This window comes from Actinomadura violacea (assembly GCF_017573465.1).
Taxonomy (GTDB): domain Bacteria; phylum Actinomycetota; class Actinomycetes; order Streptosporangiales; family Streptosporangiaceae; genus Spirillospora; species Spirillospora violacea.
In genome coordinates this window covers 190,542-204,552 of sequence record NZ_JAGEPF010000008.1, presented here as the reverse complement: position 1 = coordinate 204,552, position 14,011 = coordinate 190,542, and the positions used below count along the sequence as shown (strand labels likewise).

14 protein-coding genes are annotated in these 14,011 nt (G+C 72.2%); all 14 read left to right on the top strand.

Going from position 1 to position 14,011, the window contains the following annotated elements:
* The first annotated feature begins 100 nt into the window (after positions 1-100).
* The 14 genes from J4709_RS14100 to J4709_RS14040 all read left to right on the top strand — a co-directional run bounded on the left by J4709_RS14100 (position 101) and on the right by J4709_RS14040 (position 13,969).
* A complete protein-coding gene (locus tag J4709_RS14100; RefSeq protein WP_208240922.1) occupies positions 101-862 on the top strand; it encodes an SDR family NAD(P)-dependent oxidoreductase in 762 nt (253 codons plus the stop codon).
* A 91-nt stretch (positions 863-953) separates the two neighbouring features.
* Positions 954-2,375 (top strand): ABC transporter substrate-binding protein, encoded by a 1,422-nt coding sequence (locus tag J4709_RS14095; RefSeq protein ID WP_208240921.1) that lies wholly within the window; start codon positions 954-956, stop codon positions 2,373-2,375.
* A gap of 34 nt (positions 2,376-2,409) precedes the next feature.
* On the top strand, positions 2,410-4,659 hold the full coding sequence (locus tag J4709_RS14090; protein WP_208240920.1) for a branched-chain amino acid ABC transporter permease: 2,250 nt from the start codon (positions 2,410-2,412) through the stop codon (positions 4,657-4,659).
* Positions 4,646-5,380 carry an ABC transporter ATP-binding protein gene (locus J4709_RS14085; protein ID WP_208240919.1) on the top strand — a complete coding sequence of 245 codons (735 nt, stop codon included), beginning with the start codon at positions 4,646-4,648 and terminating at the stop codon, positions 5,378-5,380. Before J4709_RS14090 ends, J4709_RS14085 begins: the two co-directional genes overlap by 14 nt.
* On the top strand, positions 5,377-6,102 hold the full coding sequence (locus tag J4709_RS14080) for an ABC transporter ATP-binding protein (protein WP_208240918.1): 726 nt from the start codon (positions 5,377-5,379) through the stop codon (positions 6,100-6,102). The genes J4709_RS14085 and J4709_RS14080 overlap by 4 nt, the downstream gene beginning before the upstream one ends.
* A 2-nt stretch (positions 6,103-6,104) precedes the next feature.
* A complete protein-coding gene (locus J4709_RS14075) occupies positions 6,105-6,455 on the top strand; it encodes a hypothetical protein (protein WP_208240917.1) in 351 nt (116 codons plus the stop codon).
* Between the two features lie 120 nt (positions 6,456-6,575).
* Complete coding sequence (locus J4709_RS54705) at positions 6,576-6,704, top strand: hypothetical protein (protein WP_269757184.1); 129 nt, start codon at positions 6,576-6,578, stop codon at positions 6,702-6,704.
* A complete protein-coding gene (gene casI, locus J4709_RS14070) occupies positions 6,691-8,352 on the top strand; it encodes a steroid-22-oyl-CoA synthetase (protein ID WP_307801230.1) in 1,662 nt (553 codons plus the stop codon). The genes J4709_RS54705 and casI overlap by 14 nt, the downstream gene beginning before the upstream one ends.
* Positions 8,353-8,415: 63 nt before the next feature.
* Entirely contained in the window at positions 8,416-9,576 is a 1,161-nt protein-coding gene (locus tag J4709_RS14065) for an acyl-CoA dehydrogenase family protein (RefSeq protein ID WP_208240916.1), read from the top strand.
* Entirely contained in the window at positions 9,576-10,526 is a 951-nt protein-coding gene (locus J4709_RS14060; protein ID WP_232383452.1) for a bifunctional MaoC family dehydratase N-terminal/OB-fold nucleic acid binding domain-containing protein, read from the top strand. Before J4709_RS14065 ends, J4709_RS14060 begins: the two co-directional genes overlap by 1 nt.
* Positions 10,526-11,596, top strand: a complete 1,071-nt coding sequence (locus tag J4709_RS14055; RefSeq protein ID WP_208240915.1) for an acyl-CoA dehydrogenase family protein — start codon at positions 10,526-10,528, stop codon at positions 11,594-11,596. The genes J4709_RS14060 and J4709_RS14055 overlap by 1 nt, the downstream gene beginning before the upstream one ends.
* On the top strand, positions 11,593-12,012 hold the full coding sequence (locus tag J4709_RS14050) for a MaoC family dehydratase (protein ID WP_208240914.1): 420 nt from the start codon (positions 11,593-11,595) through the stop codon (positions 12,010-12,012). Before J4709_RS14055 ends, J4709_RS14050 begins: the two co-directional genes overlap by 4 nt.
* Entirely contained in the window at positions 12,009-13,184 is a 1,176-nt protein-coding gene (locus J4709_RS14045; protein ID WP_208240913.1) for a lipid-transfer protein, read from the top strand. The genes J4709_RS14050 and J4709_RS14045 overlap by 4 nt, the downstream gene beginning before the upstream one ends.
* Positions 13,181-13,969 carry a MaoC/PaaZ C-terminal domain-containing protein gene (locus tag J4709_RS14040; RefSeq protein WP_208240912.1) on the top strand — a complete coding sequence of 263 codons (789 nt, stop codon included), beginning with the start codon at positions 13,181-13,183 and terminating at the stop codon, positions 13,967-13,969. The genes J4709_RS14045 and J4709_RS14040 overlap by 4 nt, the downstream gene beginning before the upstream one ends.
* Positions 13,970-14,011: the final 42 nt, after the last annotated feature.

The following is a 14,011-nucleotide window of genomic DNA, read 5'->3' as shown; positions in this document are numbered from 1 at the left end:
CCCGGTCGATTTGGAGCGTTCCCGGTGAGCGGGACTGCGGCGAACGGGTGGGCCGCGTCACATCACCATGACCGCACCAGGACGGATGCGGAGGGATGACATGGGAAGCCTCGACGGCAAGGTCGCGATCGTCACCGGCGCGGGCCAGGGCGTCGGCCAGGGGATCGCGCTCGCGCTGGCGTCGGAGGGCGCGGCGATCGCGGTGCTCGGCCGGACGGCGGCCAAGCTGGAGACGACGTGCGGCCTCGTCCGGGAGCGGGGCGCCGAAGCCGGGCCGTTCGCCTGCGACGTGGCCGACACCGAGGCGATCCCCGGCGTGGTGGACGAGGTCGCCGCCCGGTTCGGCGGCGTCGACATCCTCGTCAACAACGCCTACTCGGGCGCCTACGGGCCGCTGCTGACGATGAGCGACGCCAAGTTCCAGAAGGGCTTCATGACCGGGCCGTTCGCGGCGTTCGCGTTCATGAAGGCGTGCCACCCGCACATGAAGGCGCGCGGCGGCGGCAGCATCGTCAACCTCGTCACGTCCGCGATGGTCCGCTGGGACCCGGCGACGTACGGCGCGTACGCGGCGGCCAAGCAGGCGCTGCGCTCGCTCACCCGGACGGCCGCCGCCGAGTGGGGGCCGGACGGCATCCGCGCCAACTCCATCGCCCCGCATGCCCTCTCACCTGGGCTGAAGCAGTGGGCGGAGGCGAACCCGGAGGCGGCGGAGGAGTTCCGCAAGACCATCCCGCTCGGCTACATCGGCGACTGCGAGGCCGACATCGGCAACGCCGTCGTCGCCCTCGTCCAGCCGGCCATGCGCTACCTGACCGGGGCCACCGTGCCGCTGGACGGCGGCCAGGCGTACTTCGGCTGATCACCAGGCCGGCCGGAAAGACCACGCCCCCCGCCGCACCCCACCCACCCCACCGCCGCTTCGGTGCGGCCGGTGAAAGGAGAACGGCCGAATGAAGGTCGACAAGATCGGGCGCCTCGCAGCGGGCGCCCTCGCGGTGACGCTGCTGGCGTCCTGCGCCAGCTCGCGGTCCGGGACGGACGCGACGTCCGGCGGCGGCGGGACGCGCGACGGCGGCGCGGAAGGCGCCGCCGCGTCCGCCACGTCGTTCGGGACGATGCCGTCCCCCTGCGGCAAGGGCGACGCGAAGGGCTCCACGGACCAGGGCGTCACCGACAGCGAGATCCGGATCGGGTTCGGCGACGACCGCGGGTTCACCTCGGCGCCGGGCCTGTCCAAGGAGATGGGCGACGCCGTCAGCGCCATGATCGACTGGTGCAACCAGCAGGGCGGCATCAACGGGCGCAAGATCAAGGGCGACCAGTACGACGCCGCCTACACCCAGTCCGTGAAGGTCGTGCAGCAGGCATGCAAGCAGGACTTCATGCTGGTCGGGCAGGGTTTCGCGATGGACGACGCGGCCGAGCAGTACCGGGTCGGCTGCAAGCTGCCGACGGTCGCCGGCTACACCGTGGGCCCGAACGCGGCGATGGGGCCGATGAAGTACGAGGCCGTCCCGTACCCGGTGGACATGATGAACATCGGCGCGCTGCGGATCGCGGAGAAGCAGTTCCCCGACTTCAAGGGCAAGACGGACCTGCTGCACACGACCTCGCCCGCGGTGGAGACCGGCAACAGCAAGATCGCCGCCGCGATGAAGCAGATCGGCATCACGCCGCTGGACTGCGGTGTCAAGACCAACAACGCCGGTGAGAGCAGCTACACCCCGTTCGCGCTGAAGCTCAAGAAGTGCGGCGCGAAGAACCTGTGGACGTCCGGGTCGCCGACCCCGGCCGCACTCGGCCTGCTGGAGGCCGACGACAGGGCCGGCATCAAGCCGACGTACCTGTTCGAGGCGACCTGGTACAGCACGCTCGTCTCGGAGTGGAACAAGGCGGGCATCGGCAACGACATCAACATCGGCATGATCTTCCAGCCGTTCGAGAACGCCGCCAAGGTGCCCGCGGTGAAGCAGTACATGGACATCGTCAACGCCCACCACGGCAAGGTCGCGCTGCTCGGCATGCAGGCGACGTCGGCGTTCCTGCTGTGGGCGCAGTCGGCGAAGGCGTGCGGGTCGGACCTGACCCGCCAGTGCATGGTGAACGAGCTGTCGAAGGTGCACGAGTGGACGGGCGGCGGGCTGCACGCGCCGACCGACCCGGGCGCCAACAAGCCCGCGTCCTGCGCGCTGATGGTGCGGCTGAACGGGACGAAGTTCGAGCAGGTCTTCCCGAAGAACGTGGGCGAGTTCGAGTGCGGCGGCGACTTCGTCGTCAAGACCGACCCGAAGACCTGGGGCACCTCGCTGAACGGCGACCGGACGTCGACGAAGTTCCTGACCGGCGACGTGATCAAGCCCCAGTCCTCCTGATTCCGCCGGAGGCGCGAACCATGGCGGTGAATCAATGACGACGTTCCTGACCTACACGATCCTCGGCCTGGTGCTCGGCGCGGTGTACTCCATCGCGGCGTCGGGGCTGGTGCTGACCTACAACACCTCGGGCATCTTCAACTTCGCGCACGGCGCGCAGGCGATGTTCGGGACGTTCCTGTACTGGCAGTTCCAGCAGTGGGGCTGGCCGGCGTGGCTGGCGCTGGTCGCGGTGATCGGGGTGGTGGGCCCGGCGATGGGCGCGGCCCTGCACACCGTGATCATGAAGGGGCTGCGCGGCACCGCGGACGTCACGAAGATCATCGTGACGGTGGCGGTCCTGCTCGGCACGGTGTACCTCGCGCAGTGGGTGTGGGACCCCGACGAGGCGCGCACCGTGGACATGTTCTTCGGCACCGGAGCGAAGATCTCGGTCGGCGGGGTGGAGGTCCGCTACCACGAGCTGGTGTGCCTGGCCGCGGCGGTCGCCATCGCCGCCGGCCTGCGGGTGCTGTTCACCCGCACCCGCGCGGGCGTGGTGATGCGCGGCTCGGTCGACGACCCGGACCTGCTGCGGTTGAACGGGCACGACCCGGAGCGCGCCGCGATGCTGTCGTGGGCGCTCGGCTCCACCCTCGCGGTGACGGCCGGGGTGCTGATCGTGCCGATCAGCGGCGGCGCGCTGGACGCCGACCAGCTGACCCTGCTGGTGATCGACGCGTTCGCGGCCGCGATGTTCGGCCGGCTGCGCAGCATCCCCCGCACGTTCGCGGGGGCGATGGTGCTCGGTCTCGCGGCGAACTACGTGCTGGCGTACCTGCCGTCCGCCGGGACGTTCACCGGCAACCTGCGGGTCTCGCTACCGATGATCATCCTGTTCGTGGTGCTGGTGGTGCTGCCGCAGGACCGGCTGCGCGGCGCCGCCGTCCGGACCCGCGAGCGGTACCGGCCGCCGACCGTCCGCTCGGCGGCGGTGTGGGGCGCGGTGCTGATCGCCGGCGTGTACCTGTACAGCCTGCTGCTGTCGGACTCCGGGATCACGACGTTCGCGCTCGGCATGACGTTCGCGATCATCGCGCTGTCGCTGACCGTCCTCACCGGCTACGCGGGCGAGCTGAACCTCGCGCCGCTGTCGTTCGGCGCGGTCGCGACCGTCGTGGCGTTCCACTTCGGCGTGCACGGCACCGGCCTGGACGCGCGGCTGAACGTGCAGGGGATCCTGCTGGCCGTGGTGGCGGCGGCGCTGGTCGGCGGGCTCGTCGCGCTGCCCGCGCTGCGGCTGCGCGGCCTCTACCTGGCGCTCGCGACGCTGGCGTTCGGGGAGTTCCTGTCGAACATGGTGCTGCGCGACACCACCGAGCACAAGCTGTTCGGGATCAAGTTCACCCTGTTCCCGGGCGGGTCGCTGGTCGTCCCGCCGCTGAGGATCGGCCCGCTCGACCTGCGGGACGGGACGTCCTCGCTGATGACGGCGACGGTGCTGTTCGCGCTGATCGGCATCGGGCTCGCGGCCCTGCGGAGCAGCGGGTACGGGCGGCGGCTCGCGGCGATGAAGGACAGCCCGGCCGCGACGGCGATGCTCGGGCAGAACCTCGTCCGGCTGAAGCTGAGCGTCTTCATGATCTCCGCGGCGATCGCGGGCCTCGGCGGCGTGCTGATGGCGTCCGCGACGGGCACCGTCGCGCAGGAGAACTTCACCTTCGTCGGCAGCCTCGGCCTGCTGATGCTCGTCGTCGTCGCCGGGATCGGCTACATCAGCGGCGCGCTCGCCGGCGGGCTGATGGCGGGCGTCGGGTCCGCGGTGCTGGTCGCCACGTTCAACGACCTGGCCCTCGGCCACGAGAGCATGGCGAACGTCTACACCGCGCTCGGCCACCTCGTCCTGGTGATGACCGCGCTGGTCGGGATGGGCGTCGGACGCAACCCGAGCGGCTTCGTCCACGACATCGCCGACTCCTACCGGAGCCTGCGCGGCGCCAGGCCCGTCCTGTACGGGGGCGGCGCGGTGGGCGCGGTGCTGTACGTCCTGGCGGTCACCGGTGTGATCGGCGCCTGGACGTTCGCGATCGCCGCATTGTGCGTGGTCATGCTGCTGCCGGTCGTCGGCCGGATGGTCATGGAGGAGCGCGGCTCCCGCGAGACGCCGCTGGAACTGGCGGGCGTGGACGAGCCGTACACCGACGAGCTGCGCGGCAAGCTCGACCGCGCGCTCGGGCTGCCGGCCGCGCACCGCCCGGCCCGTCCCGCGCCCGCCCTGAGGGGAGAAGCGAATGCCCCTGCTTGAGACACGGGACATCACCGTCAGGTTCGGCGGCAACACCGCGGTGGACGGTGTCGGCCTCACCATGGACGAAGGGCGGATCACCGGCTTGATCGGCCCGAACGGCGCCGGCAAGACCACGATGTTCAACACCATCACCGGGCTCCAGAAGCCCGCGTCCGGGCAGGTGCTGCTGGACGGCGCCGACATCACCGGACTGTCCCCGGCCAAGCGCGCGCGCCGCGGTATGGCGCGCACCTTCCAGCGGCTGGAGCTGTTCCTGTCGCTGTCGGTGCGCGACAACGTCCGCGTCGCGGGCGACGTCCTGCGCAGCGCGGGCCGCAAGCGGTTCGACGTGGACGAGGCCACCGACAAGGTCCTCGAACGGACGGGACTGACCGACATCGCCGGCCGCGACGTGTCGGACATCCCGATCGGCCGGGCCCGCGTCGTCGAGGTGGCGCGGGCGCTGATGACCTCGCCGCGCGTCCTGCTGCTCGACGAGCCCGCGTCCGGGCAGACCGAGCGGGAGACCGAGGCGTTCGCGGAGATGCTCGCCGGCCTGGCCGGTGAGGGCCTCGCGATCTGCCTCGTCGAGCACGACCTGCCGCTGGTCATGCGGCTGTGCTCGACGATCCACGTGCTGGACTACGGCGAGCTGATCGCGTCCGGCACGCCGCAGGAGGTCCGCGAGTCGCCGAAGGTCATCGCCGCCTACATCGGCACCGAGGAGGCGGTCTCATGACCGGAACGGCGGCTGAGGCCGAGGTGGTACCGCTGCTGGAACTGGCCGGCGTCCGCGCCGGGTACGGGGCGATCGAGGTGCTGCACGGCGTCGACCTCGCGCTCAGGCCCGGCTCCCTGCTGGCGTTGCTCGGCCCGAACGGCGGCGGCAAGTCCACCGCCATGCGGGTCTGCGCGGGCCTGCACCCCGCCACGGGCGGGGAACTGCGGTTCGCCGGGCGGAAGGTGAACGGCATCTCCGCGCAGGACGCCGCGAAGCTCGGCGTCTGCTCCATCCCGGAGGGCCGGGGCGTGTTCCCGAACCTGACCGTCCGGGAGAACCTGTGGGCCGCGACCGGCACCGGCGCGCGGCTCGCCGACCTGGAGGAGAAGGCGTACGGCCGGTTCCCGATCCTCGGGAAGCGGCGCGACCAGCTCGCCGGGTCGATGTCCGGCGGCGAGCAGCAGATGCTCGCGCTGTCGCGGGCGCTCGGCACCGACCCCGCGGTGCTGCTGCTCGACGAGCTGTCCATGGGCCTCGCGCCCATGATCGTGACGCGGATGTACGACACGGTCGCCGAACTGGTCGAGGAGGGGCTGTCGGTGCTGGTCGCCGAGCAGTTCGCGCGCGCCGTGCTGCCGATCGCCGACACCGCGGCGCTGATGCTGAACGGGCGGGTCGTGGCGACCGGCGCGCCCGCCGAGATCGAGGGCCGGATGGCCGGCGACTACCTGGGAGGTTGACGATGCTCACCGAGGAACGACGCGAGCGGTTCAAGGACGACGTGGCCAAGCAGAAGCTGAAGGCCGACGGCCCGCGCTTCGACGGGGCGCTCCGCATCGCCGGCGCGCTCGCGATGGTCGTCGGGGTGGTCGGCGCGTTCGTCGCCTACAACATCTCGCTCACGCAGGACGACATGCGCGACGTCGGGTCGCTGCAGACCCTCGCCATCGGGTTCCTGGCGGTCACGGTGCTCGGCGGCGCGCTGTACCTGGCGTCCGCGGTGACCCGCGTCCTGCGCCTGTGGCTGCTCCGCCAGCTGGCGGAGTCCCAGTCCCACACCGACCAGATCACCGCGGCGCTCGAGTCGCGCTGACACGGCTGTCGCTCCCAGTCAGCGGGATGTCCGGAACGTCCGGGCATCCCGCTGATTAACGTCGAGTGGCCACCCACCTCGGGCCCGCGGCGACCCGCCAAGACTCACCCAGGGAACTCGATGACCAACGAACCCCGCGACGTGTTCGCTCCGGCCGGGCCGGGGCCGATCACGCCGCGCGACCGCACCGTCAAGGCGGCCACCTATGAGGGCCTGACCACCGAGCCTGCCTGGGGTGCGAGTGCGTGACGAGACGATCGCGGACCTGCTGCTGGCGCGGGTCGGCGACGAGCGCCCCGGGCTGCGCAGCCGCGAGCGGACGTGGACGTGGGACGAGGTCGTCAGGGAGAGCGCGGCGCGCGCGTCCCTCGCCCGGGAGCTGCGCCGGGACGGACCGTTCCACATCGGCGTGCTGCTCGACAACGTGCCCGAGTACGTCCTGTGGCTGGGCGCGGCGGCGCTGAGCGGCGCGAGCGTCGTCGGGATCAACCCGACCCGGACCGGCGCGTACCTGGAGCAGGAGGTCCGGCACACCGACCTCCAGCTGATCATCACGGACGCGGCCGGCGCGCAGCTGCTGGACGGCCTGGACGTCGGCGTCCCGCGCGACCGCTTCCTGCTGGTCGACGACCCCGGCTACGCCTCGCTGGTCGAGCGGCACGCCTGCGAGCCCGAGCGCGACGCGGCGATCACGCCGAAGACGCAGATGCTGCTGCTGTTCACCTCCGGCACGACGGGGGCGTCGAAGGCGGCGCGCTGCTCGCAGGGGCGGCTCGCCGAGCTGGGCCGCAACAACAGCGCGAAGTACGACGTGAAGCGCGACGACATCAGCTACTGCCCGATGCCGCTGTTCCACGGGAACGCGCTGATGGCGCTGTGGGCGCCGTCGCTGGCCGTGGGCGCGTGCGTCGTGCTGACGCCGAAGTTCTCCGCGTCCGGGTTCCTGCCGGACGTCCGCTTCTACGGCGCGACGTTCTTCACCTACGTCGGCAAGGCGATCGGCTACATCCTCACGACGCCGGAGCAGGCCGACGACGGCGACAACACGCTCACGCACGGGTTCGGCACCGAGGCGTCCCCCGAGGACAAGGCCGAGTTCCTGCGCCGCTTCGGCGCGCAGCTCGTCGAGGGCTACGGGTCCAGCGAGGGCGCCGGGATGATCAAGCGGGTGCCGGACGCCCCGGCCACCGCGTTCGGCGTCCCGATGCACGGCGGCGTCCGCATCGTGAACCCCGAGACCCGCGCGACGTGCGCCCGCGCCGTCCTCGACGGCCTCGGCCGCGTCACGAACCCGGAGGAGGCCGTCGGCGAGATCGTCGACGTCGACGGCGCCGAGAAGTTCGAGGGCTACTACAAGAACCCGGAGGCCGACGCCGAGCGCGTCCGGCACGGCTGGTACTGGACGGGCGACCTCGGCTACATCGACGAGGCCGGCTTCCTGTACTTCGCGGGACGCTCCGGCGACTGGATCCGCGTCGACTCCGAGAACATCTCCGCGCTGCTCACCCAGAGCGTCGTCCGCCGCCACCCGAAGATCGTGGACGCGGTCGCGTTCGGCGTCCCGGACCCGCGCTCGGGCGACCAGGTGATGGCCGCGATCGAGATCCCCGCGGACGTGGAGTTCGCCGACCTGGACCTCGCCGCGTTCCTCGCCGCGCAGGACGACCTCGGCACCAAGGGCGCGCCGCGGTTCGTCCGCGTCTCGCACGCGCTGCCGACGACCGGGTCCGGCAAGCTCAGCAAGAAGCAGCTCCAGCTCGAAGGCTGGCGTACGAGTGACCCCGTGTACCGGTGGGTCGGACGCGGTGCGCCACGGTACGAGCCGATGACCGAGGCGGACAAGGCCGCGCTGCGCGAGGAGTTCGTCGCCAGCGGCCGCGAACGCTTCCTCCCCTGACCCGACCGACCCGACCGACCTGTCCGACCTGATCGACCGACCCGACCGACCGAGAGGGCTCTTATGGATCTGCGTGAGTCCGCAGCGCACCAGGCATTGCGCGCGGAACTGAGGGCGTACTTCGCGGGCCTGCTGCCCGCGGACGTCCGCCGCCGGGCCGGTGAGGAGGGCGTCGGCGGCGGCACCTTCCGCGAGATCGTCAAGATGCTCGGCCAGGACGGCTGGCTCGGCTACGGCTGGCCCACCGAGTACGGCGGGCAGGGCAAGTCGATGGCCGAGCAGTACGTGTTCTTCGACGAGGTGCAGCGCGCGGGCCTGCCCTTCCCGTTCGTCACCGTCAACACGGTCGGCCCGACCCTGATGAGGTTCGGGACCGAGGAGCAGAAGAAGAAGTACCTGCCCGGCATCCTCGCCGGCGACATCGTCTTCGCGATCGGCTACTCCGAGCCCGACGCCGGCACCGACCTGGCCTCGCTGCGCACCAAGGCCGTCCTGGACGGCGACCAGTACGTGGTCGACGGCAACAAGGTGTTCACCAGCGGCGCCAACACCGCCGACTACGTCTGGCTCGCCGCCCGCACGAACCCGGACGTGCCCAAGCACAAGGGCATCTCGATCCTCGTCGTGCCGACCGGCGCGGACGGGTTCTCCTGGAGCCCGATCCAGACCGTCGGCGGCATGGTCGTGACCGCGACGTACTACAACGGCATCCGCGTCCCGGCGACCGAGGTCGTCGGCGAGGTCGACGGCGGCTGGCGGCTCATCACCACGCAGCTCAACCACGAGCGGGTCGGGCTCGCCGCGCTCGGCGGCCGGATGATCCGGCTGTGGGAGGATGTCCGGGACTGGGCCCGCGAGAACGGCGTCATCGACCTGCCGTGGGTGCGCGCCGACCTGGCCCGCGCCTACGCGCGGCTCGAGGCGATGCGGCTGATGAACTGGAAGATGGCGATGGCCGTGGACGAGGGCGAGCTCGCCGGCGACCAGGCCGGCGCCACCAAGGCCTACGGCACCGAGACGCACATCTTCGTGCAGCGGACGCTCACCGGGATCCTCGGCGCGGCGGGCCGGATCCGTCCCGAGTCGCCGGGCGCGGTGCTGTTCGGGCAGATCGAGCAGCTGTCGCGGCAGGGCATCGTCAACACCTTCGGCGGCGGCGTCAACGAGGTGCTGCGCGACATGGTCGCCGTCCAGGGGCTCGGGATGCCGCGGGTGAAGCGCTGATGAGCGACGACTACGAAGCCCGTTTGCAGGCGTGGGTAGGCCGCGAGCTGGTCGCGCGGCGCCCCGGCCAGGACCCGGTGAACGTGCCGATGATCCGGCACTGGGTCGAGGCGATGGAGGACGCGAACCCCGTCTACCTGGACGAGGACGCCGCGAAGGCCACCGGGCGCGACGGCGTCGTGGCGCCCGCGTCGATGATCCAGGCGTGGACGATGCGGGGCTACGCCGCGACCGTCCGCCCGTCCACCGAGCCGAGCGGGTTCGACGAGCTGGTCGCGCTGCTCGGCGAGGGCGGCTACACCTCCGTCGTCGCGACCGACTCCGAGCTGGAGTTCGAGCGGGAGCTCGTCCCCGGCGACCACGTGTCCGTCGAGGAGCACGTCGAGTCGATCTCCCCGGAGAAGAAGACCGGCCTCGGCGCCGGACGGTTCGTCAGCACGGTGAAGACGTACCGGGACGCGTCCGGCGAGGTCGTCGCGACGCAGCGGTGGCGGACGCTCCGCTTCCGTCCCGCCGACAAGCCCGCGCCGGAGAAGCCGAAGGCTCTCCGGCCCCGGCCGGCGGTCAACCCGGACAACGCGTTCTGGTTCGAGGCGGCCCGTGAGCACCGGCTCGTCATCCAGCGGTGCGCCGACTGCAAGTCGCTGCGGCACCCGCCCGGCCCCTGCTGCCCGCAGTGCGGCTCGTTCGCCTGGGACACCGTCGAGTCGTCCGGCGAGGGCCACGTCTACACCTTCACGGTCAACCACCACCCGCGGCACCCCGCGTTCGACTACCCGCTCGTCGTCGCGGTGGTCGAGCTGGCCGAGGGCACCCGGCTGATCGCGAACATGACCGGCGTCGAGCCCGCGGACGTCGAGGTCGGCATGCCCGTCGTCCTCGACTGGATCGACCCCGACCCTGACCTCTCGCTGCCGGTCTTCCGCCCGGCCGCACACAAGGAGCGCTGATGGACTTCACCCTTGGCGAGGAGCTGGAAGCGGTCAGGGACCTGGCCCGGCAGATCTTCACCGACCACGCCACGCAGGACCGGATCCGCGCCGCCGAGCGGTCCGGCACCGGCACCGACCAGGCGCTCTGGACGGAGCTGGCGTCCGCCGGCCTGCTCGGCGTCGCGCTGCCCGAGGACGCGGGCGGCGCCGGCCTCGGCGCCGAGGCGCTGTGCGTGCTGCTGGAGGAGCAGGGCCGCGCCGTCGCGCCCGTCCCGCTGTGGCCCTCGCTCGCCGCCGCGCTCACCCTCGCCGCGCACAACACCTCCGGCCTGCTGGTGACCGGCGTCGTCGACGGGACGGCCCGGCTGACGCTCGCGCTGGAGGAGTTCGCGCCCGCCGACCCGGCGCGGCCGAACTGCGAGGCCGTTCGCGACGGCGACGGATGGCGCCTCACCGGCACCAAGGCCGCCGTCCCCTACGCCAACGGCGCCGACTTCATGCTCGTCGCCGCACGCACCGCGGACGGACCCGGCCTGTTCCTGCTCGGCACCGGCGTCACCGGCACGAGCTGGGAGTACGTCGGCACCACCGCGCACGACGCGGCCGGCACCCTCGTCCTCGACGGCGCGCCCGCGCAGCAGCTCCCCGCCGGGTCGCTGGACACCGCGCTGCGGCTGGCGCGGGTCGCGCTCGCCGCCGTCCAGATCGGCGTCGCCGACGGCGCGCTGCGGCTGGCCGCCGGCTACCTGTCGACGCGCGAGCAGTTCGGCCGCCCGCTCGGCACCTTCCAGGCCGCGCAGCACCAGCTCGCCGACTGCTACATCGAGATCGACGCGCTGCGCGTCTGCGTGTGGCACGCCGCCTCGCTGATCGCCGCGGGCGAGGACGCCGAGAGCGCCGTCCTGGTCGCCAAGTGGTGGTCGGACGAGGGCGGCCTCAACGTCGTCCACCGCGTCCAGCACCTGCACGGCGGCATCGGCGTCGACGTCGACTACCCCGTCCACCGGCACTTCCTGTGGGGCAAGCAGATCTCCGGGATGCTCGGCGGCGCGTCCGCCGACCTCGAAGCCCTGGGCGCCGCCCTGTGAGCCGCGCTTTCGATGAGGTCGCCGTCGGGGAGGAGCTCCCCGAGCTGCCCATCCCGCTGACCCGCACCATGATCGTCGCGACCGCGCTGGCGAGCCGCGACTACCAGGACGTCCACCACGACCCGGCCCTCGCCGAGGACCGCGGCTCCAAGGACGTCTTCATGAACATCCTGACCACCAACGGGCTCGTCGACCGGTACGTCACCTCCTGGGCGGGACCCGCCGCCCGGGTCAAGGCGATCAGGATCCGGCTCGGCGCCCCCAACTACCCGGGCGACACCATGGTCCTCACCGGCACCGTCTCCGCCAAGCACGACGACGGCCACCGCGTCGAGATCGCCGTCCGCGGCGTCAACGCGATCGGCCCGCACGTCACCGGGACCGTCGTCGTCCAGCTTCCGGGAGGTGCCGCGTGAGCGTGCTGCCGGGCGCCGCCGCCATCGCCGGCATCGGCGCCACCGAGTTCTCCAAGGAGTCCGGCCGCAGCGAGCTGCAGCTCGCCTGCGAGGCCGTCCTCGCCGCCGTCACCGACGCCGGGCTCGAACCGTCCGACGTCGACGGCATGGTCACCTTCACCGCCGACACCAGCAGCGAGATCCACATCGCGCGCAACCTCGGCATCGGCGAGCTGACGTTCTTCTCCCGCATCGGGCACGGCGGCGGCGCCGCCTGCGGCACCGTCCAGCAGGCCGCGATGGCCGTCGCGACCGGCGTCGCCGACGTCGTCGTCTGCTACCGCGCCTTCAACGAGCGGTCCGGTGAACGCTACGGCCTCGGCCAGGCGAACCGCCCGATGGACGTCAGCGCCGACCGCGCCGCCTACTCGTGGATGACCCCGTTCGGGCTGTCCACCCCGGCGCAGTGGGTCGCCATGTTCGCCCGCCGCTACATGCACGAGTACGGCGCGACCAGCGAGGACTTCGGCCGCGTCGCCGTCGTCGACCGCGCGCACGCCGCCACCAACCCCAAGGCGTGGTTCCACGGGCGGCCGATCACCCTCGAAGAGCACCAGGCGTCCCGCTGGATCGCCGAACCGCTCCACCTCCTCGACTGCTGCCAGGAGAGCGACGGCGGCCAGGCGCTCGTCATCGTCTCCGCGCAGCGCGCCCGCGACCTCCCGCACCGCCCCGCCCTCATCTGGGGCGCCGCGCAGGGCTCGGGCAACGACCAGCACATGATGACGAGCTACTACCGGTCCGAGATCTCCGGCATCCCGGAGATGGGGCTCGTCGGACGCCAGCTCTACGCCCAGTCGAGCCTGACGCCCGCCGACATCCAGGCCGCGATCCTCTACGACCACTTCACGCCGCTCGTCCTGCCGCAGCTCGAGGAGCTCGGGTTCTGCGCCAAGGGCGAGGCCAAGGACTTCATCGCCGACGGCAACCTCGCGCTGGACGGCCGCCTCCCGTTCAACACGCACGGCGGCCAGCTCGGCGAGGCCTACATCCACGGCATGAACGGCATCGCCGAGGCCGTCCGGCTGCTGCGCGGCACCTCCGCGAACCAGCCCGGCGACGTCCACAACGTCCTGGTCACCGCCGGAACCGGCGTCCCGACCAGCGGCCTGATCCTCGGAGCCGACCAGTGAGCGAATGGAAGGGCCGCCACCTCGGCACCCGCACCGTCTCCTACGACGAGACCCGCCCCATCCTCTACGCGCTCGCCGTCGGCGCGCACGCCACCGACCTCGACCTCGTCTTCGAGGAGAGGCTGCGCGTCCTGCCGACGTTCGCGCTGACGCTCGCCCAGTGGGCCCCGGACGCCCTCGGCTCCGCCGGCGCCTTCGACGTCCGCACCGCCGTGCACGGGACGCAGCGGCTCCGCGTCCTGCGGCCCCTCCCGCGCGCCGGCGAGATCGAGATGTCGGCGCGCGTCTCCGACGTCTGGGACAAGGGCCGCGCCGCCGTCTTCGACGTCACCGTGGCCAGCACGTACTTCGAGGCGACCTGGTCGCTGTTCGCCCCCGGGTGCGGCGGCTTCGGCGGCGAGCGCGGCCCGTCCGCGCGGCCCCGCCCGTCCTCGGTGCCGGACCTGACGCTGCCCCTCCAGACAGGTCCGGACCAGGCGGCGCTCTACCGGCTGCTCGGCGACCGCCACCACATGCACATCGACCCGGCCGCGGCCGAGGCGGCGGGCATGCCGCGGCCGTTCATGCACGGCCTGTGCACCCTGGCCGCGGTGACCCTGCCGCTGGCCGCCGCGGTCGGTGCGCACCCCGCCGACCTGCGGGAACTCGAAGCGCGCTTCGCCTCCCCGGTCTTCCCCGGCGACAAGCTCGCCGTCGAGGCATGGAAGAGCGGCGACGGGACGGCGTTCGAAGCCTCGGTCGACGGCAAGACCGTCCTGTCCGCCGCCCACGCGGCGTTCGCGTAACGCACTCCGGCCCGGCCGCGACGCGGCCGGGCCGGCACCAAC